The 24,063-nt window shown below is 67.2% G+C and carries 27 protein-coding genes; 11 read left to right on the top strand and 16 right to left on the bottom strand.

What is annotated here, in order from left to right; translation table 11 throughout:
• Positions 1-4: 4 nt before the first annotated feature.
• The 4 genes from CE453_RS10580 to CE453_RS10565 form a co-directional block, all read right to left on the bottom strand.
• Positions 5-364 (bottom strand): response regulator, encoded by a 360-nt coding sequence (locus CE453_RS10580; protein WP_089174553.1) that lies wholly within the window; start codon positions 362-364, stop codon positions 5-7.
• 5 nt (positions 365-369) lie between these two features.
• Complete coding sequence (locus CE453_RS10575; protein WP_089174552.1) at positions 370-684, bottom strand: STAS domain-containing protein; 315 nt, start codon at positions 682-684, stop codon at positions 370-372.
• A gap of 81 nt (positions 685-765) precedes the next feature.
• Complete coding sequence (locus tag CE453_RS10570; RefSeq protein WP_089174551.1) at positions 766-1,233, bottom strand: response regulator; 468 nt, start codon at positions 1,231-1,233, stop codon at positions 766-768.
• A 54-nt stretch (positions 1,234-1,287) separates the two neighbouring features.
• The gene (locus CE453_RS10565) at positions 1,288-2,790 is read right to left on the bottom strand and encodes a methyl-accepting chemotaxis protein (protein WP_089174550.1); all 1,503 of its coding nucleotides are present in this window, start codon (positions 2,788-2,790) and stop codon (positions 1,288-1,290) included.
• Between the two features lie 251 nt (positions 2,791-3,041).
• Between CE453_RS10565 and CE453_RS10560 the strand changes: the two genes are divergently transcribed.
• On the top strand, positions 3,042-3,788 hold the full coding sequence (locus CE453_RS10560; RefSeq protein ID WP_089177823.1) for a superoxide dismutase: 747 nt from the start codon (positions 3,042-3,044) through the stop codon (positions 3,786-3,788).
• A 72-nt stretch (positions 3,789-3,860) separates the two neighbouring features.
• Here CE453_RS10560 and CE453_RS10555 read toward each other — a convergent pair whose 3' ends face one another.
• A complete protein-coding gene (locus CE453_RS10555) occupies positions 3,861-5,081 on the bottom strand; it encodes an MFS transporter (protein WP_089174549.1) in 1,221 nt (406 codons plus the stop codon).
• 283 nt (positions 5,082-5,364) lie between these two features.
• Between CE453_RS10555 and CE453_RS10550 the strand changes: the two genes are divergently transcribed.
• The 4 genes from CE453_RS10550 (at position 5,365) to CE453_RS10535 (ending at position 9,638) form a co-directional block, all read left to right on the top strand.
• Complete coding sequence (locus CE453_RS10550) at positions 5,365-7,113, top strand: alkaline phosphatase (protein WP_089174548.1); 1,749 nt, start codon at positions 5,365-5,367, stop codon at positions 7,111-7,113.
• A gap of 71 nt (positions 7,114-7,184) precedes the next feature.
• The gene (locus tag CE453_RS10545) at positions 7,185-7,649 is read left to right on the top strand and encodes a hypothetical protein (RefSeq protein WP_089177822.1); all 465 of its coding nucleotides are present in this window, start codon (positions 7,185-7,187) and stop codon (positions 7,647-7,649) included.
• Positions 7,627-8,337: an ABC transporter ATP-binding protein gene (locus tag CE453_RS10540; protein WP_089174547.1), complete on the top strand. Its 711-nt coding sequence runs from the start codon at positions 7,627-7,629 to the stop codon at positions 8,335-8,337. Before CE453_RS10545 ends, CE453_RS10540 begins: the two co-directional genes overlap by 23 nt.
• Positions 8,337-9,638 carry an FtsX-like permease family protein gene (locus CE453_RS10535; protein ID WP_089174546.1) on the top strand — a complete coding sequence of 434 codons (1,302 nt, stop codon included), beginning with the start codon at positions 8,337-8,339 and terminating at the stop codon, positions 9,636-9,638. Before CE453_RS10540 ends, CE453_RS10535 begins: the two co-directional genes overlap by 1 nt.
• Positions 9,639-9,642: 4 nt before the next feature.
• Here the strand turns inward: CE453_RS10535 and CE453_RS10530 are convergent, their stop codons facing one another.
• Positions 9,643-10,284 carry a TetR/AcrR family transcriptional regulator gene (locus CE453_RS10530; protein WP_089174545.1) on the bottom strand — a complete coding sequence of 214 codons (642 nt, stop codon included), beginning with the start codon at positions 10,282-10,284 and terminating at the stop codon, positions 9,643-9,645.
• Positions 10,285-10,417: 133 nt separating this feature from the next.
• On the opposite strand from CE453_RS10530, the gene CE453_RS10525 reads away from it, so the two are divergent.
• From CE453_RS10525 to CE453_RS10510, 4 genes are all read left to right on the top strand, one after another.
• Positions 10,418-11,200 (top strand): cyclase family protein, encoded by a 783-nt coding sequence (locus CE453_RS10525; RefSeq protein WP_089174544.1) that lies wholly within the window; start codon positions 10,418-10,420, stop codon positions 11,198-11,200.
• A 23-nt stretch (positions 11,201-11,223) separates the two neighbouring features.
• Positions 11,224-12,150 carry a 3,5-dioxohexanoate:acetyl-CoA acetone transferase gene (gene kce / locus CE453_RS10520; protein ID WP_089174543.1) on the top strand — a complete coding sequence of 309 codons (927 nt, stop codon included), beginning with the start codon at positions 11,224-11,226 and terminating at the stop codon, positions 12,148-12,150.
• 10 nt (positions 12,151-12,160) lie between these two features.
• A complete protein-coding gene (locus CE453_RS10515) occupies positions 12,161-13,180 on the top strand; it encodes an SMP-30/gluconolactonase/LRE family protein (protein WP_089174542.1) in 1,020 nt (339 codons plus the stop codon).
• A 71-nt stretch (positions 13,181-13,251) separates the two neighbouring features.
• Entirely contained in the window at positions 13,252-14,460 is a 1,209-nt protein-coding gene (locus tag CE453_RS10510) for an ABC transporter substrate-binding protein (RefSeq protein WP_089174541.1), read from the top strand.
• A 27-nt stretch (positions 14,461-14,487) separates the two neighbouring features.
• Here the strand turns inward: CE453_RS10510 and CE453_RS10505 are convergent, their stop codons facing one another.
• The 10 genes from CE453_RS10505 to CE453_RS10460 all read right to left on the bottom strand — a co-directional run bounded on the left by CE453_RS10505 (position 14,488) and on the right by CE453_RS10460 (position 20,743).
• Complete coding sequence (locus CE453_RS10505; RefSeq protein ID WP_089174540.1) at positions 14,488-15,768, bottom strand: NAD(P)/FAD-dependent oxidoreductase; 1,281 nt, start codon at positions 15,766-15,768, stop codon at positions 14,488-14,490.
• Positions 15,765-16,313 carry a DUF488 domain-containing protein gene (locus CE453_RS10500; protein ID WP_089174539.1) on the bottom strand — a complete coding sequence of 183 codons (549 nt, stop codon included), beginning with the start codon at positions 16,311-16,313 and terminating at the stop codon, positions 15,765-15,767. Before CE453_RS10500 ends, CE453_RS10505 begins: the two co-directional genes overlap by 4 nt.
• Before the next feature lie 12 nt (positions 16,314-16,325).
• A complete protein-coding gene (locus tag CE453_RS10495) occupies positions 16,326-16,538 on the bottom strand; it encodes a hypervirulence associated TUDOR domain-containing protein (protein WP_089174538.1) in 213 nt (70 codons plus the stop codon).
• Between the two features lie 82 nt (positions 16,539-16,620).
• Positions 16,621-17,427: a family 1 encapsulin nanocompartment shell protein gene (locus CE453_RS10490; RefSeq protein ID WP_089174537.1), complete on the bottom strand. Its 807-nt coding sequence runs from the start codon at positions 17,425-17,427 to the stop codon at positions 16,621-16,623.
• Complete coding sequence (locus CE453_RS10485; protein ID WP_089174536.1) at positions 17,420-18,496, bottom strand: Dyp-type peroxidase; 1,077 nt, start codon at positions 18,494-18,496, stop codon at positions 17,420-17,422. Before CE453_RS10485 ends, CE453_RS10490 begins: the two co-directional genes overlap by 8 nt.
• Before the next feature lie 145 nt (positions 18,497-18,641).
• On the bottom strand, positions 18,642-18,836 hold the full coding sequence (locus CE453_RS10480; protein WP_089174535.1) for a hypothetical protein: 195 nt from the start codon (positions 18,834-18,836) through the stop codon (positions 18,642-18,644).
• 65 nt (positions 18,837-18,901) lie between these two features.
• Positions 18,902-19,156, bottom strand: a complete 255-nt coding sequence (locus CE453_RS10475; RefSeq protein WP_089174534.1) for a DUF2171 domain-containing protein — start codon at positions 19,154-19,156, stop codon at positions 18,902-18,904.
• 124 nt (positions 19,157-19,280) lie between these two features.
• On the bottom strand, positions 19,281-19,508 hold the full coding sequence (locus CE453_RS10470) for a hypothetical protein (protein ID WP_089174533.1): 228 nt from the start codon (positions 19,506-19,508) through the stop codon (positions 19,281-19,283).
• Between the two features lie 54 nt (positions 19,509-19,562).
• On the bottom strand, positions 19,563-19,844 hold the full coding sequence (locus CE453_RS10465) for a chaperone modulator CbpM (protein WP_349236644.1): 282 nt from the start codon (positions 19,842-19,844) through the stop codon (positions 19,563-19,565).
• On the bottom strand, positions 19,841-20,743 hold the full coding sequence (locus tag CE453_RS10460; RefSeq protein WP_089174532.1) for a DnaJ C-terminal domain-containing protein: 903 nt from the start codon (positions 20,741-20,743) through the stop codon (positions 19,841-19,843). The genes CE453_RS10465 and CE453_RS10460 overlap by 4 nt, the downstream gene beginning before the upstream one ends.
• A 373-nt stretch (positions 20,744-21,116) precedes the next feature.
• Between CE453_RS10460 and CE453_RS10455 the strand changes: the two genes are divergently transcribed.
• A complete protein-coding gene (locus tag CE453_RS10455; RefSeq protein ID WP_248308027.1) occupies positions 21,117-22,601 on the top strand; it encodes an efflux transporter outer membrane subunit in 1,485 nt (494 codons plus the stop codon).
• A complete protein-coding gene (locus CE453_RS10450) occupies positions 22,598-24,052 on the top strand; it encodes an efflux RND transporter periplasmic adaptor subunit (RefSeq protein ID WP_089174531.1) in 1,455 nt (484 codons plus the stop codon). The genes CE453_RS10455 and CE453_RS10450 overlap by 4 nt, the downstream gene beginning before the upstream one ends.
• The last annotated feature ends 11 nt before the right edge of the window (positions 24,053-24,063 follow it).

Below are 24,063 nucleotides of genomic sequence, written 5' to 3'. Positions count from 1 at the left end.
GCCTTCAGTTCTGGTAGCGGGCGACGAGGCCGAGCAGGGTGTTGGGTTCGAAGGGCTTGACCATCCAGGCGCTGGCGCCGGCACGGCGGCCTTCCGCCTTGATCTCGGCGCCGTTCTCGGTGGTCAGCACGATGATCGGGGTGTTCTGCCCGAGCGGACGCGAGCGGCAGGCGCGCGTGAACTCGATGCCGTCCATGATCGGCATGTTCAGGTCGGTGATGACGAGATCGGGCTTGAACTGCTCGAACTTGGTGAGCCCATCCTCGCCGTTCTCGGCTTCGGCGACCTCGTGGCCGGCATTCCGCAAGGTCAGGCTGAGCAGGCTGAGCAGCGTCTTGGTGTCGTCGATGGCCAGGATCTTCATGCCAGTCACTCCAGAACGAGGGGGCTTCGAGCGGCGTCGAAGCCGATCGCCCGCAAGGATTCGCGGCATTCCGACGATGCCGCCTTGAGCGTGACCGAAAGCCCGCGCGCAACGGCGCTGACGGCTGCGGAGTGGAGCAGCTGGATCCAGAGGCTCGGCAAGGGTCCGGCCCCGGCGCATTCGACGGCGATGCTTTCGTTCTGCTCGAGAGCGACCAGAAGCTGATTGCGGAACGCAGCCGCCTCGGAACGTCCGAGGAAGGGCGGGAGCGAGACGGTGATGACCATGAAGGCGCGACCCTGGATGATGCCGGCCAGCATCGCGCCAGACTGGTAAAAATTTCGCTAAACGCCGGGCCGCGCGTCAATCATTCGGGCAATTTGGCGGCAGGTCCGGCCTCGTCAGAAGATGGCGTTGCTGATGGCGCGCGGCACCAGCGTCACCACTCCGTTCGTCTCGCGGTATTTGCGCGGCACGTTGATGATGCCGGACAGATGCAGCCAGAGGTTGTTCGGCGAGATCGGCTTGACGATGATCTCATGCGCGCCGAGCTTCGCCGCCTGGACGACCGAGCGCTTGTCCGCCCGCTCCATCATCACCAGCACGGGAGCCTTGGCGAAGGGCGAGGTCTTCTGCGAGCGGATCGCCGCGAGGCATTTCGCCCCGCCGCCATCGGGCAAGTCCCAGTCGAGGATGACGATGTTCGGCTGCTTCTGGATGAAGATCGCCGCTGCAGACGGCAGGTCGGCGGCCTCGAAGATGCGGTGCAGCTGCGCTTGGTACAGCATCGTGCGGATGATGCGCCGGTAATGCGGGCTGGCGTCGACCACCAGCACGGAGAGGTTGGGAAAGGACGGCGCAATGTGCATGGCGCTGACTCGAAACTCGCTCACTCAACTCGACGAAACGGCATCGGCGATGCGCTACACCTTGAGCCCGATGCGGAAGCCACCCCAATGCCGGCCCCTGACCAGGATCGGCGCCGACAGATCCTCCATCACCAGGAACTCGCCGCCGCCCATATCGCGCCGATAGCTCTGCAACAGGAAGGGCTTGCGGTTGCGCGCCGCCGCAAGACCGGTGCGGTCGTCGAAGATGCGGCGATTGCGGCAATTGGCGTTGTTCCACACCGGATCGCGGCCCTGAGCCTGCGCATATTTGCGGTTATGCGTCGGCAGGAAGCCGTTGCGATCGACCGCGGCGCAGAAGACGATGCGGCCGTTCGAGGCCAGCAGTTTCTCCTGCAGCGGCGGCAGCAGCCGATCGGTCAGCGCGACGAAGCGGGTCAGGTATTGCTGCGGATCGGAACCCCGCACCGGCGCATAGCTTTCGTCGAACAGCTCGGCCATGCCGATCTCGCCGCGCGCCAGGGCCTGCTCGAACAGCTCGGCGATGGCGCCTGCCGTCTCGATTGCCGTCGCGATCAATTCCGACTGCGCCGTGCGGACGCCGGATGCCGCGATCGAGCCGAGAATGCCCTCGCTGATCGCCACCAGCGCATCGGTGCGCTGCGCCGCCCGCTCCAGGCTCTCGGTCGACTGGTCGACGCCGGCGACCAGTCCCGACAGATCCTGTCCGGCCTTGGCGCAGGCGATGGCATTCTCCCGCGTCGGCTCCGAGATCGCCTCGATGCCGCCGATGAGCTGCACGACGGAACGGCCGAAGCTGTCGAGTTCTCCGATCTGCGACGAGATCGTCCGGCTGCCTTCGATGGCGCGCCGCGCCGTCTGCGCGTTCTCCTCGCTGCGCCTGGAGAGCATGTCGACGGCCTTCACCAGCAGGTCGAGCTGGCTAGCGCTCGCCGCCGTCGCCTCGCGCGTCTGCTCGGCCAGCGCCTTCACCGCTGCAGCGATCACGGCGAAGCCGCGGCCGGCCTCGCCGCTGCGAGCCGCCTCGACGCCGGCATTGATCGCCAGGAGCTGGATTTCGCGTGTGATCGCCTGGATCGCATCGCTGGAAGCACGGGCCTTATGCGCATCGCTGACCGCCTGGGCCAGCGCCTGCGACATCGACTGCGCCTCTTGCGACAAGGTCTCGATATCGTTCTGCGCCGCATTCAGCCCGAGCTTGACCGAGCCGGTGACGCGCTCGAGCCCGCTGCGCACGGCGGAGGCCTCGGCCTGGGCACTTTCCGCCGCCTGCCGGATCGCGTTGTTGGCATGCGAGACCTGGTCCACCGCGCCGACGACGCGGCGGAGCCCCGCCGTCTGCCCCTCGAGCTGCTGGCTGACATCGACGATGCGTCCGGCGACATCGGTGATCTCGGCACCGAGCTTGCCGAAGCGTTCTGCGATCTCGCGGACGGCGCGGGCTGCGCCGGTCTCGGTCGGCGCATCCTCATTGGCCGGCCGGATCGCAGCCGGCGCGGAAACGGCCGGCGCGGACTGGGACAGCAGTCCTTCGACCTTGAGAGCCTGTGCCTGCATGGCGCGATCCCTGGCTGGATTCCTTCCGGAACGTAGCCAAACGCGGTAAACTGGCAGTTAAAGGTGCCTGTATCCGGCTCGAGCCGCCAATCGGCCTCCCGCTGGAGCGACAGGGCGAATCCGTACCGGGGGAATAGCGGATGCAGCGGGAACATCCGTCGCTCCGGCAAGTCGTCATCATGACAATCCAATATGGCGAGGCCTGAACGCCAAAGCCCACCATGAAACCGAGCCTGCAGGAGAGAGCCGTCATGACAGCAGCTTCCACCATCTCGCGCCGCAGCCTTTTCATCCTGGGCGCAAGTGCCACCCTCGTCGCCTCGGCCCCGAAGGTCTGGGCACAGGCCGCCGCGCCCGCGGCGCCGACCGGCCCGTTCTCGTTGCCGAAGCGCGCCTACGAGGCCAACGCCCTCGAGCCGCATATCGACGCCACGACGATGGACATCCACTACAAGCGCCACCACGCGGCCTATGTAGCGGCCCTCAACGGCGCGGCGAAGGACAACGGCGTGATCGCCAAGGCGACGGTCGACAAGCTGCTGGGCGAACTCAACCAATTGCCCGAAAACCTGCGCACGCTGGTTCGCAACAATGGCGGCGGCCACGCCAACCACACGATGTTCTGGGAGGTGATGGGTCCCGGTACGGGCGGCGCGCCGGGCGGCGAGGTCGCGGCCGCGATCACGCGCGATCTCGGCGGCTTCGACAAGTTCAAGGCCGATTTCGAAGCGGCGGGCTTGAAGGTCTTCGGCTCCGGCTGGGTCTTCGTCACGGTCGACGAGGCCGGCACGCTCGCTTTGCTGCCGCAGCCCAACCAGGACAGCCCGATCATGGCCGGGCACAAGGTGCTGTTCGGCAACGACGTCTGGGAACACGCCTATTACCTGAAATACCAGAACCGCCGCGCCGACTATCTCAAGGCGTGGTGGAACGTGGTGAACTGGCCCAAGGTCGAGGAACGCTACGCGGCCGCGAAGGCCGGCAAGCTCACGATCTAAGCGGCACGAGAAGGCACGGGCCATCCCGGTCGGAGCGAAGACCCGGGATGGCCGTGAGGGTGCCGAGTTCGGCTAATGCCCGACCTTGGCGCCGCGGGTTCCCTCGCTGATGCGCGGCAGAAACCAGGCGAGCAACCCGACCAGCGGGATGAACGAGCAGATCTTGTAGACCATCTCGATGCCGAGGATGTCGGCGAACTCGCCGAGCAGCGCCGCCGCGAGGCCGCCCAGTCCGAAGGACAGCCCGTAGAAGAAGCCGCCGACCAGTCCGACCCGGCCCGGCAGCAATTCGAGCGCATAGATCAGGATCGCGGCGAAGGCGCTCGACATAATGACGTTGATGACGATCGTCAGCACGCCGGTCCAGAACAGGTCGGCATAGGGCAGGACCAGCGTGAAGGGCAGCGCGCCCAGGATCGAGAACCAGATGATCTTGTTGCGGCCGATGCGGTCGCCCAGCATGCCGCCACCGAGCGCGCCGGCCGCCGAGGAGGCCAGGAACAGGAACAGCATCTCCTGCGAATGCTGGATCGAGACGCCGAACTTGCCCATCAGATAGAAGGTGTAGAACGAGGTGAAGCTCGCGGTGTAGGCGTTCTTCGAGAACAGCAGCACGATCAGGATGGTGATCGCGAAGGCCACCGAACCCTTGCCCGGCCGCGCCGCCGCCTTGGCCACTCCGGCAGGCCTCGGCGGCCGCGCCCGGTCGAGCCTGGCATAGCTCGCCGCCGTCCAGACCATCAGCATCATCGCGACGAGCGCGGCGACCGAGAACCAGGCGAGGCTGCCCTGCCCGCGCGGCACGATGACGAAGGCTGCCAGCAGCGGCCCGAGCGCCCCGCCCGTCTGCCCGCCGACCTGGAAAATGCCTTGCGCCAGGCCATGCTGCCCGCCGGACGCGTTACGCGCCATGCGCGTCGCCTCCGGGTGGAAGATCGAGGAGCCGATGCCGACGCAGGCCGCTGAGAGCAGCAGGAGCCCGTAGCTGCCGGCATAGGCGAGGCCGATCAGCCCCGAGAGCGTGAAGCCCATGCCGACGACCATCGAATAGGGCATCGGATGCTTGTCTGTGTAGAGCCCGACCGCCGGCTGCAGCAGCGAGGCCGAGACCTGGAAGGTCAGCGTGATCAGGCCGATTTGCCCGAAATCCAGCCGGTATGATTCCTTGATGATCGGGTAGATCGCCGGGATCAGCGACTGGATCATGTCGTTGAGCAGATGCGTGAAGCTGAGAGCGATCAGCACGGGCATCATCGCGCGCTGTGCTGTCGAAACCGGGGCCGCGGCTGTCATCGGGAATGTCTGGCTGATTCTGGCATTAGGAAGCTGGCTTATGAAGCCTAGTAGACGATCCCGCTCCCTGCGACAATTTGGGCGCCCCACGCCGGGAGGGAAGCCGCCATGCACGCTGCACGCGGCTTGTACCGGCGGACGATACGGCAACACGTACCGCCTACCTCAACTCGCAATATAATAACATAACAATTCACAGTATTTCAGCCGGTAATCGTACTGTCATTCACGCTGCCTAAGCACGGATCGCCCTCTTTCACCTGACGCTACGGCGGAGATACCTATGCAGGCGCAACGATTGCTGATGATGACGGTGGCGGGCTCGCTCGCCGCGGCCGCGCCGGCGGCGGCCCAGACCATCTACCCGATCAACCGCGCCGAGATCCTTGAAGGCTCGCATTTCGACTTCAAGGTCGAGTTCCCCGACGCCCCGGTCTCCGCCGACGTCAAGGTGACGATCAACGGCAAGCCCGCCGACGAGGTTTTCGGCAAGCCCACGACCTTCGCGCAGAACGAGGAAGGCCAGAAGCATTCGGCGCTGTGGCTGCGTGGCGCCAGCCTGCCGGCCGGCAGCTACACCGTCGAGGCCACTCAAGGCGCCGACAGGAAGGCCACCGTGAAGTGGGAGGTCTTCGCCACTGCCGAGCCGCGCCGCGCCAAGAACGTCATCCTCTTCATCGGCGACGGCATGTCGGTCGCCAACCGCACCGCGGCCCGCATCCTGTCGAAGGGCCTGGTCGAAGGCCGCTACAATGGCGAGCTCGCCATGGACGACATGTCCAACATGGCGCTGATCTCGACCTCCGGCACGGACTCGGTTGTCACCGACAGCGCCAACGCCGCCCACGCCTACACCACCGGTCACAAATCCTGCGTCAACGCGCTCGGCGTCTACTGCGCCAAGAATGCGCTGACTCTCGACCACCCGAAGGTCGAGACCATCGCCGAGCTGGTGAAGCGCAAGACCGGCATGGCCGTCGGCGTCGTCACCAACTCCGAGATCGAGGACGCGACCCCGGCCTCGATGGTCGCGCACACCCGCCGCCGCTCCGACTTCAACGACATCGTCAAGATGTTCTTCGACGTGAAGCCGGACGTGATCATGGGCGGCGGCTCGCCGAACTTCCTCGCCAAGACCACGCCGGGCTCCAAGCGCACGGACGGCGAGGACTTCATCGCGAAGTTCAAGGAGGCGGGCTACACGCTGGCCACCACCAAGACCGAGATGAACGCCGCCGTCACCGGTGGCTCGAAGAAGCTGCTCGGCCTCTACAACACCGGCAACATCGACGGCGCCTTCGACCTGCGCCTCGCCAAGAAGGGCACGATCTCCAAGTTCCCGGACCAGCCCGACGTCGTCGAGCAGACCAAGGCCGCCATCGACATGCTGAAGGGCAATTCCGAAGGCTTCCTGCTGATGGTCGAATCCGCCCGCATCGACAAGTACAGCCACTCGCTCGACTGGGAGCGCTCGGTCTTCGACACGATCATGCTCGACAACGCCGTCAAGGTCGCCAAGGACTTCGCCGGCGACCGCAACGACACGCTGATCATCGTCGTGCCGGACCATGCGCACCCGATCTCGATCATCGGCACCTATGACGACGAGCGCCCAGGTCAGCTCCTGCGCGACAAGCTCGGCGTCTACCAGGACTCGAAGGTGCCGAACTACGGCCCGGTCGATGCCGAGGGCTATCCCACCAATGTCGACACCTCGCGCCGCCTCGCGGTGGCCTACGGCTCGTACCCCGACACGTGCGACACCGGCCGCCCCGCCATGGAGGGCGAGCGCGTCCCGGCCGTGAAGAGCGCCGACGGCAAGACCAACGTCGCCAACGAGAAGGATTGCTCCGGCCCGCTCGCCACGCGCAAGACCGGCAACCTGCCCTTCGACGCCAATAGCGGCGTGCATTCCGCCGATGACGTCATCCTGACGGCGATGGGCCCGGGCGCGGAGAAGTTCCGCGGCCACAAGCCGAACACCTACGTCTTCCGCGTCATGGCGGAATCGCTGGCGCTCGGCGGCAAGTAAGGCCCGCCGCATTGTCACACCGGCGTGGTATGGTCTCAGCGACCATGCCACGGAAGCCAGACGAGGCCGCGATGCAGCGCATCCCCTCCCTTCTGTCGATCTCCCGCCGCGAAGCCCTGCTCGGCCTCGCGGCGGCTGGCCTTTGCGGGCAGGCCCATGCCGCGACCGACGAGACGATCGCCTTCGACGGGCTCTACAAATCCTTCGGCGTGCTGGGCTTTCAGTTCTCCGACCGCGTCACCGCCCTGCGCGGGCAAAGCGTGCGCATGCTCGGCTACATGGCACCGCCGCTGAAGCCGGAAAGCCGCTTCTTCGTGCTGACCCGCGAGCCGCTGGCGATCTGCCCCTTCTGTCAGTCCGATGCCGACTGGCCTGTCGATATCGTCGTCGTCTTCATGAAGAACGAGACCGCGATGGTCAGCGCCGGCCGCAAGGTCGCGGTCACCGGCCGGCTCGAAATCGGCTCCGCCACCGACGCCGAGACCGGTTTCGTCAGCCAGATCAGGATCGTCGATGCCGGCTTCACCCTCGCCTGAGCAGACCGCCGGCCGTCTGACGCTGGACAAGCTGGCGCTCGACCACCGCGACGCTGACGGAAAGCCCTTCCGCCTGATCGACATCCCCCTGCTCGCCATCGAACCGGGCAGCCGCTTCGGCGTCAGCGGCCCCTCCGGCTGCGGCAAGAGCTCGCTGCTGCATCTCGTGGCCGGGCTGCTGCGGCCGTCGCAGGGCCGCATCCTGTGGAATGACCGCGCCGTCTCGGAACTCTCAGAATCCGGCCGCGACCGCTGGCGCCGCGAAACCATCGGCTTCGTCTTCCAGGATTTCCACCTGATCCCCGAGCTCGACATCGCCGCCAACGTCGCGCTGCCGGCACGCTTCTCCGCCTGGCGCCTGAGTGCCGCCGAGAAAGAACGCGCCGCGGCCCTCGCCCGCCGCATGGGCCTGCCCGATCCGCGCCGTCGCGCCGCCATGCTCTCCCGCGGCGAGCAACAGCGCGTCGCCATCGCGCGGGCCCTCTTCACCCGGCCCAGGCTGATCCTGGCTGACGAGCCGACCGCCAGCCTCGATACCGGCCACGCCATCGAGGTCGCCGATCTCCTGCTCGAAACCGCTGCGGAAAGCGGCGCCACGCTGATCTGCGCCACGCATGATCCGGCGCTGCTTGCCCGCTTCGGCCAGCGCCTCGACCTGACCCTGACCGCGCAGCGTCGGGCCGCCTGATGAATCCATTTCCCATGGTGCTGGCCGATCTACGCGCGTTGCGCTGGACCGCTCCGGCGATCGTCCTGCTGGTTGCGCTCGCCATCGCGACAGGCGTCGCCATTGGCGCGCAGGAACGGGCGCTGCGTCATGGCTCCGCCACCGCCGCCAATGATTTCGACCTGATCATCGGCGCGCCCGGCAGCCAGACCCAGCTCCTGATGTCGGCGGTCTATCTCCAGCCCGACGCGCTGCCGCTGATCGATGGGCGCCTGCTCAACACCCTGTTCAAGGACGAGCGCGTCGCGCAGGTAGCGCCGATCGCCTTCGGCGACGTCAGCCGCGGCTATCCGATCGTCGGCACGACGGCAGCCTTCGCTAGTCGCTGGGATCGGATCAAACCGAGCGAGGGCCGCCTCTTCGCGGCGGAGGGCGAAGCCGTGCTCGGCGCCGATGTCCTCTACCAGATGAGCGACACCATCACGCCGTCCCATGGCGTCGCCGGCCACACCGCGAAGCCCGGCCAGGCCGATGCGGAGGAGGACGGGCACAAGCATGAAGGCCATGGCTACACCGTCGTCGGCCGGCTGCCGCGCCTCGGCTCGTCCTGGGATCGCGCCATCCTCGTACCGATCGAGAGCGTCTGGGAGGTCCACGGCCTCGGCAACGGTCACGCTTCAGACGAGGAGAAGAGCGACTCGCCGTTCTGGAAACAGGGTTCGACGACTGGCACCGGCCCTGTCGCAACGGAAGACGGGATCGGCCTGCCCTTCGAGGGCAAGCGCGTCCCCGGCGTGCCGGCGATCGTCGTCAAGCCGAAAAGCGTCGCCGGTGCCTATGCCTTGCGTGGACAATACCGCCAGGGCGGCACCATGGCCTTCTTCCCGGCCGAGGTTCTGGTCTCGCTCTATGGCGCGCTCGGCGACATCCGCGACATCCTCGTCGTCGCCTCCGCGCTGAACACGGTGCTGATCCTGGCTTCCGTGCTGCTGCTCCTGCTCGCCGTCGCCGGCTTGAGGCGCCGGCGCTATGCCGTTCTGCGGGCGCTCGGCGCGCCGCGGGCCTATGTCATGCTCGTCGTCTGGCTCGGCATGGTCGCGCTGATCGCGCTCGGCTGCCTGCTCGGTCTGGGTCTTGGAGCACTGGGCACGCAGGCCGTCTCCGGGCTCGTCGCGGAGCGGACAGGGCTCCTGCTCTCTCCTGCCATCGGGCTCGGCGAGGTGCTGCCGGCGCTCGGCCTCGCCCTGATCGGCAGCCTGTTTGCGCTGGTGCCGGCCGCCCTCTCCTATCGCCAGCCGGTGGTCGACGGACTGCGCGGCTGAGTCCTCAACCGGTCAACAGCCCCTCGATGCCGGCGGCACAGAACGGCGTCAGGCGCCCCAGCAGGGTCTCGGCATGGCCGGATGCAGACAGGGCGCCGCGCTCATCGTCGAGGCGCGCCGCGCGGTCGCCTGCAGCCATCGTCATGACCAGCGCTCCGACCATGAACAGATAGGCGTCGACCATCGCTCCCCGCGACGCCTGGGGGTAGAGCTTGGCGAACGCCGCCAGAAATTCCGTCGCGGTCGGGTCGAAATGCTCGGCGAGCACGCCGCGCGCGGACTCGCGCGGATCGACCGCCTCCCGCGCCGTCATCATCGCGAAGGCCGCACCCTGCACGCCTTCCGCGAAACGCTGCCGCACCGAGGGGCCGATGAAGGCCTCGACTACGGCGTGGATATCCGGTGCGGGTACAGCCATGGCCTCCGCGAGCGCGGTGCCGCGCGCCAGCGCCAGCGCATCCGCCCTGCGGGCGAAGACGGCGCGGTAGAGCGCTTCCTTCGAGCCGAAATAATAGCTGAGCTGCGACAGCCGCACTCCCGCCGCTGCGGCGAGATCGCGCATCGAGGCGCCGTCGGCACCGCCCCGCTCGGCGAATGTCCGCTCGGCTGCGTCGAGAATGCGCTCGCGCGTCGGCGCCCCGGCCATCGAATCCCTCCTTCGCAGCGCCCCCGCCCTGCGTGATTTGGCTCTTACCAGAAAGCGCATTCTACGCTATTGGTCGGACGTTCGTCCAAATTCATGCCGACAGAGCATAGCGAGACGGCAGGAGGAAACCAGCATGATGCCGACCGGGCGCATCGTCGATCTCTCGATCCCGCTCGAAAACGACGTGCCCGCCGACCCGCCCTTCCAGAAGGTCCGGATCGACTACCGCACCCATGAGGGAACCGCGAAGGACATCGCCGCCGCCTTCCCCGGCCTGAAGCCTGAGCAACTGCCGGACGGCATGGGCTGGGCGGTCGAGCTCGCGACGATCTCGACCCATAACGGCACCCATGTCGACGCGCCCTGGCATTATCATCCGACGCAGGATGGCGGGGCGCCGGCTCTCAAGATCGACGAGTGCCCGCTCGAATGGTTCCTGCAGCCGGGCGTGAAGCTCGATTTCCGCCATCTGCCCGACGGGCATGTCGTCACGCCAGCCGAGATCGACGCCGAGCTGGAACGCATCGGCCATCGCCTGAGCCCGCTCGAAATCGTCGTCGCCAACACCCGCGCGGGCAGCCGCTACGGCGAGGCCGACTACATCGATTCAGGCTGCGGCTTTGGTCGCGAGGCGACGCTGCATCTCGTCCGCCAGGGCATCAAGGTCGTCGGCACCGACGGCTGGAGCTGGGATGCGCCCTTCAGCCATACCGCCCGCCGCTTCGCCGAGACCGGCGACGCCTCCCTGATCTGGGAGGGCCACAAGGCCGGTCGCGAGGCCGGTTACTGCCAAATCGAGAAGCTGCACAATCTCGAAGCCCTGCCGGCGACCGGCTTCATGATCAGCTGCCTGCCGGTGAAGGTGAAAAACGGCTCCGCCGGCTGGACGCGGGCCGTCGCCATCCTGCCAGCCTGAACCGACCATCAAGGGAGAAGCGCATGAGCAAGGTCATCATCACCTGCGCGATCACCGGCGGCATCCATACGCCGACCATGTCCGATCATCTGCCGATCACCCCCGATCAGATCGCGGAACAGGCCATCGCCGCGGCAGAAGCCGGCGCCGCGATCCTGCATCTCCACGCCCGTGACCCGAAGGACGGCCGCCCGACGCCGGACCCGGCCGTGTTCATGGAGTTCCTGCCGCGCATCAAGCAGGCGACCGACGCGGTGGTAAACATCACCACCGGCGGCGGCCTCAACATGAGCGTGGAGGAGCGCCTCGCCGCGCCGCTCAAGGCTGCGCCCGAGATGTGCTCGCTCAACATGGGCTCGATGAACTTCGCGCTGCATCCGCTGGCGGAGAAATACAGCGACTGGAAGCATCCCTGGGAGCAGCCCTATCTCGCCGGCACCAAGGACTTCATCTTCCGCAACACCTTCGGCGACATCGAGCGCATCTACAAGATGCTCGGCGAGGGGCACGGCACCAAGTTCGAGCACGAATGCTACGATGTCGGCCATCTCTACAACCTGGCGCATTGCCTCGATCGCGGCTGGTTCAAGCCGCCCGTCTTCCTGCAGCTGATCTTCGGGATTCTCGGCGGCATCGGCGCCGATCTCGACAACCTGATGTTCATGAAGCGCACCGCCGACAAGCTGTTCGGCAAGGATTATCACTGGTCTGTGCTCGCCGCCGGACGCCACCAGATGGCCTTCTGCACCCAGGCCGCGATGATGGGCGGCAATGTCCGCGTCGGGCTGGAGGACAGCCTGTTCATCGGCCGCGGCAAGCTCGCGACGTCCAATGCCGAGCAGGTCGCCAAGATCCGCCGCATCATCGAAGAGCTAGGCTACGAGATCGCCACCCCGGACGAGGCCCGCGCCACGCTCGGCCTCAAGGGCGGCGACCGGGTGAATTTCTGAGGCGCACGGCATGTCGTCTCGCCCCAACCCGCTCGACGGCTTCACCGTCGATCCCGCCGCAATCCGCTACGTCGGCGAAGGGCTGCAAAGGCCGGAGTGCATCCTGGCCGAGCGCGACGGCTCGCTCTGGAGCGCCGATGCGCGCGGTGGCGTCGTCCATATCCGGCCGGACGGCTCGCAGCGGCTGATCACCCAGACCGCGAGCCGCGGCTTCGCCGAGGCCGCGGACGAGGAGGCGCGCTTCGTCTCCGGCACGCTGCCGAACGGCCTCGCCTTCGCCGGCAACGGCGACATCCTGATCTCCAATTTCGGCACCGACCGGCTGGAGATCATGACGCGGGACGGCGAGACCCGCGTGCTGGTCGACAGCATCGACGGCGCGCCGATCGGCAAGGTCAATTTCGTCCTGCGCGACAGCAAGGACCGCATCTGGCTGACGATCTCGACCCGTACGAAGAACTGGATGAAGGCGATCAGCCCGCATGTCCGCGATGGCTATGTCGCGCTCTATGACGGCGGGCGCCTGCGCATCGTCGCCGATGGCTTCGCCTTCACCAACGAGATCAGGCTCGATGCCGCCGAGGAATGGCTCTACGTCGCCGAGACCTGCGCGCGGAAAGTGACGCGGCTGCGCGTCCTGCCCGATGGCAGCCTGACCGATCGCGAGACCTTCGGTCCGGAGGATCATGGCGCCTGCATCGACGGCATCGCCTTCGACGCCCACGGCAATCTCTGGGGCACCCATGTCTTCACCGACCGGATCTTCGCGATCACGCCGAAGGGTGACTTGCGCATCCTGTTCGACGACGACCGCGGCAGCGCGGCTGGGCAGGCTTTCCTCGCAGCCTTTGCTCGCGACGAGGCGACGCCGGAGCTGATGCTCGCCTGCGGCGGCACGATCGCGCCCTGGTGCGCCAGCATCACCTTCGGCGGTCCGGACCTCCGGACGGTCTATGTCGGCAGCCTGAAGGGCACCCGCATTCCCTATTTCCGCTCACCCGTTGCCGGCCTGCCGATGGCGCATTGGTAGAGCCGGCGCAGCGTCACGACACCACGCTTCAATCAGAACAGAATTCGCAGAACAGAATTCGGGAGGAACCCATGAAACGCATCATCTTCGCACTCGCCGGCGTCTCCGCACTGTGTCTCGCGACCGCAGCGCAGGCCGAAATCTCCGGTGGCACCGTCAAGATCGGCGTGCTGACCGACATGTCCGGCGTCTATTCCGACATCACCGGCAAGGGCTCGATCGTCGCCACGCAGATGGCGGTCGACGATTGCCTGAAGGCCGAATGCGCGGGCATGAAGATCGAGGTCGTCTCGGCCGACCACCAGAACAAGCCGGATGTCGGCTCGACCATCGCGCGCGAATGGATCGACCGGCAGGGTGTCGACGTCCTCGCCGACATGTCGAACGCCTCGCTGCAGCTCGCCATCCCACCGCTGCTCAAGGAGAAGAACCGCGTCGGCCTGTTTCCTGGCGGCACGGCGCGGCTGACCGGCGATGCCTGCCAGCCCGACCACATTGTCCAGTGGATGTGGGACACTTATGTCCAGGTCGCCGGCATCGCCAACTATCTGACCAAGCCCGGCACGAAATGGTATCTCGTCACCGCCGACTACGCGCTCGGCCACCAGCTTGAGGCCGACGCCAAGACGCTGGTCACGGCCAAGGGCGGCACCTATGTCGGCTCCGTTCGCCATGCCTTTCCGGCCGTCGACCTCTCCTCGCAGCTTCTGACGGCGCAAGGCTCGGGTGCCGACTATATCGCGCTCGCCAATGCCGGCGGGGACACGGTGGCCGGCATCAAGACGGCGCGCGATTTCGGCATCGGCCAGGACAAGCAGAAGCTCGTCGCCTTCTTCCTCACCGCGATGGACGTGAAGAGCGTTGGCCTTGCCGCAGCGCAGGGCACGGTGCTGACCGAAGGCTTCTACTGGAACCTCGACGACCGCACCCGCGCCTTCTCGGAGCGTTTCAAGGCCACGCATGGCGCCGTGCCCTCGGCGATCCAGGCCGGCATCTATTCCTCCGTCCGGCACTATCTGAAAGCGGTCGCCGCCGCGAAGTCGGACGATGCCAAGACCGTGATCGCCAAGATGCGCGAATTGCCGATCGAGGACGACGTCGTTCGCAACGCCAAGCTGCGCGCCGACGGCCGCATGGTCCACGACTTCTACGTCTTCCGCGCCAAGCAGCCTTCCGAGTCGAAGAGCGAGTGGGACCTCTATGACCTCGTCGCCACGATCCCGGGCGACCAGGCCTTCCGCCCGTTGAGCGAAAGCACCTGCCCGGCGATCAAGCGCTGAAGCCAGAACCATCCGGCCCGCGGGGTATCACTCCGCCTTGCGGGCCGATCCGACATTGCCCTGGGTGATGAGCCGGGCGCTGCGATGGCCGCTGACATAGATCCACAGCCAGTTGAGCGCGACGGCGAGGCGATTGCGCAGGCCGATCAGGAAGAAGATGTGGGCGATGCCCCAGATCCACCAGGCCAGCCGCCCGCGCAGCTTGATCCAACCGAAATCGACGATGGCCGCACGCTTGCCGATGGTCGCGAGATTGCCGGCATTCTTGTAGATGAAGGGCCCCGGAGCCAACTTGCCCTGCAGCCGCTCCCTGATCACCTGCGCGACATAGCTGCCCTCCTGCTTGGCCGCCGGTGCCACCCCCGGAACCGGCTTGCCGTCAGCGCCGGCGACGAAGGCGGTATCGCCGATGACGAAGATGTCGGGCTCGCCCGGCACCGAGAGATCAGGTTCCACACGAACCCGCCCGGCCCGGTCGGCCGGTGCCTCCAGCCACTCTGCCGCCGGTGAAGCCGCGACGCCCGCCGCCCACAGGATGGTCCGCGCCGGCAGGAAGGCGCCGCCGAGCTCGATACCGCTTTCCCGGCATTCCGAGACCGGCTGCCCCAGCTTGACCTCGACCCCGAGACGGTTCAGCGCACGCTCGGCATAGGCCGAGAGATCTTCGGTGAAGCCGGCCAGGATGCGCGGCCCTGCCTCGACCAGGATCACGCGCGCACTGCGCGTGTCGAAATGGCGAAAATCGCCGCGCAGCGTGTCATGCGCCAGCTCGGCAATGGTGCCGGCGAGCTCCACCCCGGTCGGCCCTGCCCCGATGATCACGAAGGTGAGCCATTCCGCCCGCCGCGCTTCGTCCGTCTCCCACTCCGCCTGCTCGAAGGCCGAGAGAATGCGCCGCCGGATGCGGGTCGCATCCTCGAGCGTCTTCACACCGGGCGCATAGGGCTCCCATTCGTCATGGCCGAAATAGGCGTGGCGCGCCCCGGTCGCGAGGATCAGCGTGTCGAAGGTGATCGGCGGCTCGCCCTCGAGCAGCACCTGCTTCGTCTCGCGATCGACGCCCACGACGGTGCCGAGCAGGGTCGTGACGTTCTTGTGGCTGCGCAGCAGGAAGCGGATCGGCCAGGCGATCTCCGAGGTCGGCAGCGAGGCCGTGGCGACCTGATAGAGCAACGGCTGGAACAGATGGTGGTTGCGTCGGTCGATCATCGTGATCCGGACCGGCGCCCGCGCGAGATTACGCGCCGCTTCCAGGCCGCCGAAGCCGGCACCGACGATGACGACATGGTGTTCGGCACTGCTGCTCATGAGTCGAACCGCTCCCGAGCGGGATAGATCACGCTGCCATCGTCACGGATGACGGCACCTTCCGTCAGACGGGCGGGTTCCAGACGCCCCTGCCCCATGATGTTGAAGACCGTCTCTCCGCGCGCAATCAGATAATCACTGACGATGCGCCGGTGGCAACGCCACCACACCGCCTCCGAGCACATCGTCGCGCAGCGCCGTTCCCGCCCGTCGCGAACCAGGCGATCGAGCCCGGTGCGAAACTGGTCCGAGAGCGCGTAGTCGGCATAGTTGTGGAAGCTCTTGTTCGTCCAGAAGCCGTTCAGTTCAGGCGGCACGGCTCTCGTCTTGCCGCGCAGGCCACCCAGCTCGGCCACACGCTCATAGCCGATGCCACTCGCCTCCAAGGCCGGCGCCAGCGCCGCCGCGTTAAACTGCGGATTGGCCCGCGACTTCGGAATCTTCCGGATATCCGCCACGAGCGCGATATCGGCCCCGGCCAGCAAATAGGTGAATTCCTCGATGCTGCGGTCGGAATGGCCGATCGTGAAGAAGGGGAGATTCACCCTCCCTCCACCTTAGCGGATTGTCCGAAGGGCACTGCCCTTGTGGGCCGCGACATGGTCGGTCTTGTCGCTCTTGATCAGGTATTGTGGCTCGTCCGGCGAGGCCCGGTGAGTGTGACCCTTGTAATCGAAATCGGCCGTGCGGATCGCGATGATCACGCCCGAGACATGGCCGGCCTCGGAGTTCCAGCCGACATGGTCGCCGACCTTGAAGCTTTCCGCCATCGCCAGCCTCCTCTCCCCTGCCCGATCCGCGACCCCTTGCGGCCCTGTCTTCGCTGGGCTGTGCGGACGGGGCTTGGCCTTGCTACTTGCCTTGCGCCGCGAGGGCGACGGCGGCTTCCGAGGTGAGCATGCGGAAGGTGAAGCTCTCCTGCAGGTAGAGCTCGACCGTCGTGGCGCTGTGGCTGAGATAGCCGATCGAGATGTCCTGGCCGAGATCGAGCTCGAAATCGCCGCCGCGCGTGGTCAGCACGAAGCCGCCCTGGATCGCCGGCGCCCAGATCACCCCGCCATCGACGATGCGCTCGACATGGTGGAAGATCGGGTAGCCGTCGTCGCTGCCGCCGCTCGCGGCCCGATAGGCCTCGCCGCCCAGCACCAGCGCATAGGGCCCGTTGCAGCCGGCGAGCTTGAGTTCGCTCAGCGCCCGGGCGACCGCCTCCGGATAGGCGTCGAGCTTGGCCGGCAGCGCCACCGCGGCATTGCTGCTGCCGGCGCGGATGCCGCCGATCCCGGCCGCGGCATAGCCCTCGAACACCGCCCGGTCCTCGGCGAAGGCGATCGTCCTGGCGGCATCCTTCACCGGCTGCCAGTTCGAGTCGTTCGCGCCGCGCTCGACATCGTCGACCGCCTGCCGCGTCAGCGTGAAGGGCACGCGCAGCTCGACCAGGGCTTGCGCCTCGCGCAGCAGCGAGCGGATGCCCGCGCCCGGCGCCTCGATCGGCCTGGTATGGCCCGTCCCGGCCGCGGCATAGGCCGGCCCCTTCGGCCCGACCACGTCGACGACGCGCCGCGCCGCCAGATAGCGCTTCAGCGTGCGCGAGGCCTCGTCCTCGATCTGCGCCCAGGCGGCATCCGAGATGGGAGCGAGCTCCCGGTGCAGATTATTCATGGCCTGCCTCTTCCTTCAGGGAGCCGATGCCGAGCGAGCCGTCGCCGGACGATCTGGATGGGGAAGCCGCCGGCGCCGGCGCGGACGCGTCAGGGGCCGGCGCGGCGGTCTCCGGCGCGGCCATCTCCGGCGTGACGGCGTCGAGGAAGGTCGCGGTCGGCACGAAGAACAGCGAGCCGGTGACCGCGCGGCTGAAATCGAGCAGCCGGTCGTAATTGCCCGGCGGCGAGCCGACGAACATGTTCTCCAGCATGCGCTCGATCCGGCGCGGCGTGCGGCAATAGCCGATGAAATAGGTGCCGAACTCGGCGCTGCCGACTTTGCCGAAGGGCATGTTGTCGCGCAGGATGTCGACCGGCTCGCCATCCTCGGTGAGGCTGGTCAGGACATTGTGGGCATAGGGCTTCTTGACCGCGTCCGCCTGCTCGATGTCGGAGAGCTTGTAGCGGCCGATGATGTTCTCCTGCTCCTCGACCGGCACCCGGTTCCAGCCGGGAAGGTCGTGCAGGTACTTCTGGACGATGACGTAGCTGCCGCCGGCGAAGGCCGGGTCCTCCGCGTCGATCAGGGTGGCGCGGATGGCGTCCGGCCCGGCCGGGTTCTCGGTGCCGTCGACGAAGCCGATCAGGTCGCGGTCGTCGAAATAGTTGAAGCCGTGGACCTCGTCGACGGTGGTCACCGCGCCGTCGAGCCGGGCCATGATCTCCTTGGCCAGCTCGAAGCACAGGTCCATCCGCCTGGTCGCGCGGATGTGGAACAGGATGTCGCCCGGGGTCGAGACGGCGTGATGCACGCCGCGGATCTCCTGGAACGGATGCAGCTCCTGCGGCCGCGGCCCGTCGAACAGCCGGTCCCAGGCTTCCGAGCCGAAGGCCATGACGCAGGACAGATTGCCCTGGAGATCGCGGAAGCCGACCGCCCGCAGCAGCGACGACAGGTCGGCGCACAGCTCCCGCACCGTCGCCTCGGGGCCGCGGCCCGGATCGATCGTCACGACCAGGAACAGCGCCGAACGCGTCAGCGTCGCCATGACCGGCTGCGAAATCACGGATGGCAGACCTCTATCCATGGACGACCCGTTTTTGACCCTTAACAGCGATGGTTCAATGTCATGCCGCCAGCGGCTGTGGCCGGTTGCGGACTGGGCGGCCAGGCCGCGCGGCAAGGAGCTCGATGGCTTGCCCCTGCCCCCGGGAGCTGGCGCCGGGGTGGTTTCAATCCATGTCGCGGAAGGCGTGGCCGGCGCTGGCGACGCCTTCGATCACGCTCGGCGGCAGCAAATCCGCCGCAGCGGTTCCGCCGAAGATCCACTCCTTCGGATCAGCGAAATCCGGGAGCTTCGCACCGCTGGCGACATAAAGGCCGATCGCCGGCTTCTTCGCATTGAGATAGAGGTCGTATTGCTGCATCGCACCGGTCCTCCCGCAACGATAAGGACCGCGATCACCCGGGCGGGCCACCGCGGCCGAGGGCATCACAGGCTGACCGGCTTGCCGGACGGCTCCTCCTCCAGCGTCACGGCGATGTCGGCATTGGCGGAGAGCCGCACCTTGTCGCCTTCGACGCCGGCAACGAAGCCGAGCTCGATGTAATGATGATGACCTTCATGCCGGCCATAGGCGTCGCTCTTCTTGAGCTTGATGCGGCCGCCCTCGACCCGGTCGACCGTCCCGACATGGACCCCGTCCGCCCCGATGACCTCCATGTTCTCCCTGACCTTGTCCTGCATCCTGAAGCCCTCCCGGGTTGAAGCTCAACGGCTGTCGAGACCATTCGTCCGCCATGCGGCACGGCCGCGACAGACAGGAACCCTAACGCCGGGCGCAGGAGCCTGTTCCCGGCCCTCACCAGGGTCAGCTTCCTCCGAGAAAGCTCGGCGCCAGATCCTCGTTGACCATGCTCCAGGCCGCCTGATCGGTCTGCTCGCTGCCGACCTCGTCCATCCGCTTCGCCGCCTCGAACAGCAGCGCGCGGACATCGTCCTGGGTCAGCACGCCTTTCGCGACGAGCTTGCGGACCAGCATCCGCAGGACGAGCCCGTCGATGTTACCGCGCCCCTGCCCCGTCAACGCATCATTCATGGTCTTTCTCCCTGGTTCGGCCTTCCCCCTGCCCGGTAACCGCATGCCCCCAGCCTAGGCCCGGTCCTTCCGCGCCTCCTCGCGCAGCTCCGCGAGCGCCCGGCGCATGCCATGAAGCTGGTCCATCAGATGCAGGATCACGTCGATACCCGCATCATTGGCGCCGAAATCGTCCTTGAGCTGGCGGATGAGATGGGCACGCGCGATGTCGATCTCGCGGAAGCGCGGCTCGCCCGCCGCCTCCTCAGGCACCAGCCAGCGCTGCTCCAGCCAGAACTCCAGCACCTTCACCTTGAGCCCTGACGAGGTCAGGAATTCCTGCTTGGTCATCGTCATGACGTCCGGCCCTCGCGCGGATCGTAGTCCTTGTCCTTCCAGCTCGAGACGAAGGCCTCGAGCTCGGGATCGGGCGCCTTCGGCAGCACCACCTTGAGCCGGACGAACTGATCGCCCTGCCCGCCGCCGCGCCGTGGGGCGCCCTTGCCGCGCAAGCGCAGCTTCGTGCCGGTGTTGGCGCCCTTCGGCACGGTCATGCTGACGGCGCCCGTCGGCGTCGGCACCCGAACCTCGCCACCGAGGACGGCTTCGGTGAGCGAGATCGGGAGCTCGATGGTGATATCGTCGCCCTCCCGGGTGAAGCGCGGGTCGGGCCGAACCTCGACCTCGATCAGCGCATCACCCGGACCGCCCTTGCCCGCTCCCGGTGCGCCCTTGCCCTTGAGCCTCAGCGTCTGGCCATCGATCAGCCCGGGCGGGATCGTCACGTCGATCGTGCTGCCATCCGGCAGGTTCAGCCGCTTCGTCGCGCCGGTGATCGAATCGACGAAATCGACGGCGAGCTGGTAGTGCAGGTCCTGTCCGCGCCGGTTCGCCCGCGCGCGCTGGCTGCGCCGGAGCAGCTCGGCGAAGCTGTCGTCCTCATCCATGAAATCGGCATAGCCGGACGCATCGGCATAAGGGTTGCCGTGATTGCCGCCGGCATAGTCGCGATAATAGTGCTGCTGTGGCCGCTCGGCGCCGGAGGCATCGATCTCGCCGGCATCGAAGCGCTTGCGCTTGTCGGCATCGCTCAGCAGGTCATAGGCGCCGGCGACCTCCTTGAACTTCTCCTCCGCGGCTTTGTCGCCGGGGTTGAGGTCGGGATGCAGTTTCTTGGCGAGCTTGCGATAGGCACTCTGGATCTCGGCGGCGGAAGCCGTCGCGGCAACACCGAGGACCTCATACGGACTTCTCACAGGCTACTCCGGAAAGGCAGGCAGGGGGTATGACGGGTCCGGAGGCCGGAAATGCACGGCGCCTTCGACCAGGGTCTTCGACTTCGGTTCCGCATTTCGCATCGCCTCGCCACGTGCCCGCGGCATGGGCTCTCAGGCAACCCGGGCATCTGGCAAGAAGGGCCTATTTTCAGCCCCATCGCAACGGCAAACTGTAGGTCGATGGCGCGATTCGCCATGCCGTCGAAGGCCGTCCACTCGGCAATTGCCCGGCAAGGGCCTGGCCGCAAACATGAAGAGAAATTCACTTTCTCTCCCCTGCCATTCACTTTAGAAGCGGCTTCTGTCGCGTCGTGTTCCGCGTTCTTTTGAATCGAGGCTGGAGAAGAGCGGAATGATGCCGGGCTACAGGCGTGATCTGACAAGACACGCATTCGGGCATTCGCTCTTCCGCCTTTCTTCCGCTGTCGCTGTTGCCGCCGGCCTCGGCGCCTGCCTGCCGGCCGACCAGCGGCCCGATCTCGGCGTCGCAGTGACACGCAGCTTCGGCGCCGGCGAACGCCGCGCCGCGCCTCCCGTCTCGCCGGACTGGCCGCGGCTGTTCCGATCGCCGGAGCTGAATCGGCTGGTCGAGCGAACGGTCGGCGAGAATTTCGACATCGCCATCGCCATGACGCGGATCCGGCAGGCCGACGCGCAGTCGCGCATCTCGTCGGCCGCGCTCTACCCGACGCTGAGTGGCTCGACCGACGCTTCCCGCAGCCTCAGACCCGGCACGCTGGGCTCCAAGCGCGGCCCGTTCAGCGAAAGCGTCGGCAACCAGTTCAGCCTCGGCCTCTCGGCAAGCTACGAGCTCGACTTCTGGGGCAAGAACCGTGCGGCGGCCGATGCCGGGCGCTTCGCCGCGGAGGCCACGCGCTTCGACCGCGACGTGGTCGCGCTCACCGCCGTCTCCAGCGTGGCCGGTACCTATTTCCAGGTCCTAGCGGCGCAGGACCGCCTGCGCATCGCTCGCGAGAACATCGCGGTGGCGGAACGGACGCTCAAGGTGATCCAGGCCCGCCTCTCGGTCGGCACAGCAACCCAGCTCGACATCGCGCAGCAGGAAAGCGTGGTGGCGCAGCAAAAGGCCTCTGTGCCGGCCCTCGAACTCTCGCTACGCCAGGCCAAGGTCACGCTCGCCGTTCTCGTCGGCGAGACGCCGGCCGCCGTCGCGATCAAGGGTGGCAGCCTGAACGCCATCGCCGTGCCGTCCGTGCGCGCCGGCCTGCCCTCGCAACTGCTGCAGCGCCGGCCCGACATCGCCGAGGCCGAGGCGCGCCTCACCTCGCAGGAGGCGACGCTCTATGCCGCCCGCGCTGCGCTGTTCCCAAGTATCAGCCTGACCGGCCAGGGCGGTCTCGAGAGCGCCGTGCTGAAGAACCTGCTGCGGCCGGACGCTGCCTTCGCTTCGGCGGCGGCAGGGCTCGTCCAGCCCATCCTCGACGGAGGCAACCTCCGGGCCAGGGTCGAACTCGAGCGTGGCACCGCCGACGAGTTGATTGCGACCTACCGCAAGACCATCGTCAGCGCCTTCGCCGATGTGGAGAACGCGTTGATCGCGATCCAGGAAAACACCCGCCACGAGCGCCTGCAGGCCGAGACGGTGGCCTCGGCGCGGCGTGCCTACGCCATCACCGAGCAACGTCTGCGCGAGGGCACCATCGACATCGTGACGCTGCTCAACACCCAGCAGACCCTGTTCCAGGCGCAGGACCAGCTCTCGCAGATCAAGCTCCAGAAGCTGACCGCCTATGTCGACCTGTTCAAGGCGCTGGGCGGCGGCTGGACCGAGGCCGACCGCCGCGCTGCCATCACCGCGACCGAGGCAGCGGAATGAAGCGCTTTTTGTTCATCCTCGTACTGCTCGGCGCCGCCGCCTGGGGTTGGCACAGCTACAATGGCGGCTGGATGCCCGGCGGCGACGGCGTCGCCACCGCCCAGCAGGGCGGCGGGCGAGGCGGGCGCCGTGCCCGCTTCGGCAACAACGAGGGAGCGATTCCGGTGATCGCGACGCCGGCGCGCTATGACGACGTGCCGGTAACCGCCGATGCCGTCGGCACGATCCAGGCGCTGAACACCGTGACGGTGCGCACGCAGGTCGACGGCCGGCTGCTCGAAATCGCATTCAAGGACGGACAGGACGTCAAGAAGGGCGATGTGCTCGCCAAGATCGATCCCGCGACCTACCAGGCGCAATACGACCAGGCGATGGCCAAGAAGGCGCAGGATGAAGCTCTGCTTGCCAATGCTCGCGCCGACCTCGAGCGCTACGCCAAGCTCGCCCAGACCGATTACGGCTCGCGTCAGCAGGCCGACACCCAGCGCGCCACGGTGGCGCAGCTCGAGGCGCAGATCCGCTCCGACCAGGGCGCGATCGACAACGCCAAGGCCTATCTCGACTACACCACGATCCGCGCGCCGATCGACGGCCGCCTCGGCATCCGGCAGGTCGACCAGGGCAACATCGTCCGCGCCTCCGATTCGAACGGCCTCGTCGTCATCACCCAGCTCAGGCCGATCGCCATGGTCTTCAACCTGCCGCAGCAGCAGCTCCGCGCCGTCAGCGCGGCGGTGGCCCGTGGCCCGGTCGAGGTCGACGCGCTCGATTCCGACGGCACGACGATCATCGACAGGGGTGTCGTCGAGGTCATCGACAACGTCGTCGACCAGGCCACCGGCACGATCAAGGTCAAGGCCCGTTTCCCCAATGAACGGCTGCAGCTCTGGCCGGGCCAGTTCGTCAATGTCCGCGTCTTCGTCGACGTGCTGAAGCATGTGGTCGTCGCGCCCACCGCCGCCATCCAGCGCGGGCCGAACGGCGCCTATGTCTTCGCCGTCAACGACGACGAGACGGTGAGCCTGGTCAATGTCACCGTCGGCCAGCAGGACGAGACGACGGCGGTGATCACCACGGGCATCGAACCGCCGGCCAAGCTCGTCACCACCGGCTTCGCCCGCCTGACCGACAAGGCGAAGGTCCGCGTCTCGACGCCGGAGGAAGCCGCTCAGCCCCCGGCCGCCGCGCCCGGCCGTCGCGGCACGCGCGAGCCCGGCCAGGGTCAGGGTCAAGGTCGGCGGCGCGACCAGCAGAGCGGCGGCAACGCCTCCGGAGCGGGCTCCGCCGCCCCGGCGCAGGAAGCGCCTTCCGGACCGCCCGCCGGCACCGACGGTACCCGTCAGAACCGGCCGCGCCGCAACGGCCCCGCCCCGTCCGAGGGAGCCGCCCCCGGTTCGCAGGGTTCCCCTGCCGGCGGATCGGGTGCACAAAGACCGCAAGCACAGCCATGATGGGGCAGCCG

It is taken from the genome of Bosea sp. AS-1, from assembly GCF_002220095.1.
Taxonomy (GTDB): domain Bacteria; phylum Pseudomonadota; class Alphaproteobacteria; order Rhizobiales; family Beijerinckiaceae; genus Allobosea.
The sequence above is the reverse complement of the archived record's forward strand: the minus strand, read 5'-3'. Positions and strand labels throughout refer to the sequence as shown.

What these genes read in the sequence shown, in the direction of transcription:
- CE453_RS10505 (WP_089174540.1), bottom strand. Translation starts at nt 15,768, where the DNA reads ATGAGCAGCAGTGCCGAACACCATGTCGTCATCGTCGGTGCCGGCTTC.
- CE453_RS10575 (WP_089174552.1), bottom strand. Translation starts at nt 684, where the DNA reads ATGCTGGCCGGCATCATCCAGGGTCGCGCCTTCATGGTCATCACCGTC.
- CE453_RS10525 (WP_089174544.1), top strand. Translation starts at nt 10,418, where the DNA reads ATGATGCCGACCGGGCGCATCGTCGATCTCTCGATCCCGCTCGAAAAC.
- CE453_RS10565 (WP_089174550.1), bottom strand. Translation starts at nt 2,790, where the DNA reads ATGCAGGCACAGGCTCTCAAGGTCGAAGGACTGCTGTCCCAGTCCGCG.
- CE453_RS10475 (WP_089174534.1), bottom strand. Translation starts at nt 19,156, where the DNA reads ATGCAGGACAAGGTCAGGGAGAACATGGAGGTCATCGGGGCGGACGGG.
- CE453_RS10550 (WP_089174548.1), top strand. Translation starts at nt 5,365, where the DNA reads ATGCAGGCGCAACGATTGCTGATGATGACGGTGGCGGGCTCGCTCGCC.
- kce (WP_089174543.1), top strand. Translation starts at nt 11,224, where the DNA reads ATGAGCAAGGTCATCATCACCTGCGCGATCACCGGCGGCATCCATACG.
- CE453_RS10540 (WP_089174547.1), top strand. Translation starts at nt 7,627, where the DNA reads ATGCCGGCTTCACCCTCGCCTGAGCAGACCGCCGGCCGTCTGACGCTG.
- CE453_RS10495 (WP_089174538.1), bottom strand. Translation starts at nt 16,538, where the DNA reads ATGGCGGAAAGCTTCAAGGTCGGCGACCATGTCGGCTGGAACTCCGAG.
- CE453_RS10555 (WP_089174549.1), bottom strand. Translation starts at nt 5,081, where the DNA reads ATGACAGCCGCGGCCCCGGTTTCGACAGCACAGCGCGCGATGATGCCC.
- CE453_RS10480 (WP_089174535.1), bottom strand. Translation starts at nt 18,836, where the DNA reads ATGCAGCAATACGACCTCTATCTCAATGCGAAGAAGCCGGCGATCGGC.
- CE453_RS10560 (WP_089177823.1), top strand. Translation starts at nt 3,042, where the DNA reads ATGACAGCAGCTTCCACCATCTCGCGCCGCAGCCTTTTCATCCTGGGC.
- CE453_RS10510 (WP_089174541.1), top strand. Translation starts at nt 13,252, where the DNA reads ATGAAACGCATCATCTTCGCACTCGCCGGCGTCTCCGCACTGTGTCTC.
- CE453_RS10570 (WP_089174551.1), bottom strand. Translation starts at nt 1,233, where the DNA reads ATGCACATTGCGCCGTCCTTTCCCAACCTCTCCGTGCTGGTGGTCGAC.
- CE453_RS10535 (WP_089174546.1), top strand. Translation starts at nt 8,337, where the DNA reads ATGAATCCATTTCCCATGGTGCTGGCCGATCTACGCGCGTTGCGCTGG.
- CE453_RS10530 (WP_089174545.1), bottom strand. Translation starts at nt 10,284, where the DNA reads ATGGCCGGGGCGCCGACGCGCGAGCGCATTCTCGACGCAGCCGAGCGG.
- CE453_RS10470 (WP_089174533.1), bottom strand. Translation starts at nt 19,508, where the DNA reads ATGAATGATGCGTTGACGGGGCAGGGGCGCGGTAACATCGACGGGCTC.
- CE453_RS10515 (WP_089174542.1), top strand. Translation starts at nt 12,161, where the DNA reads ATGTCGTCTCGCCCCAACCCGCTCGACGGCTTCACCGTCGATCCCGCC.
- CE453_RS10490 (WP_089174537.1), bottom strand. Translation starts at nt 17,427, where the DNA reads ATGAATAATCTGCACCGGGAGCTCGCTCCCATCTCGGATGCCGCCTGG.
- CE453_RS10485 (WP_089174536.1), bottom strand. Translation starts at nt 18,496, where the DNA reads ATGGATAGAGGTCTGCCATCCGTGATTTCGCAGCCGGTCATGGCGACG.
- CE453_RS10465 (WP_349236644.1), bottom strand. Translation starts at nt 19,844, where the DNA reads ATGACGATGACCAAGCAGGAATTCCTGACCTCGTCAGGGCTCAAGGTG.
- CE453_RS10450 (WP_089174531.1), top strand. Translation starts at nt 22,598, where the DNA reads ATGAAGCGCTTTTTGTTCATCCTCGTACTGCTCGGCGCCGCCGCCTGG.
- CE453_RS10455 (WP_248308027.1), top strand. Translation starts at nt 21,117, where the DNA reads ATGATGCCGGGCTACAGGCGTGATCTGACAAGACACGCATTCGGGCAT.
- CE453_RS10580 (WP_089174553.1), bottom strand. Translation starts at nt 364, where the DNA reads ATGAAGATCCTGGCCATCGACGACACCAAGACGCTGCTCAGCCTGCTC.
- CE453_RS10545 (WP_089177822.1), top strand. Translation starts at nt 7,185, where the DNA reads ATGCAGCGCATCCCCTCCCTTCTGTCGATCTCCCGCCGCGAAGCCCTG.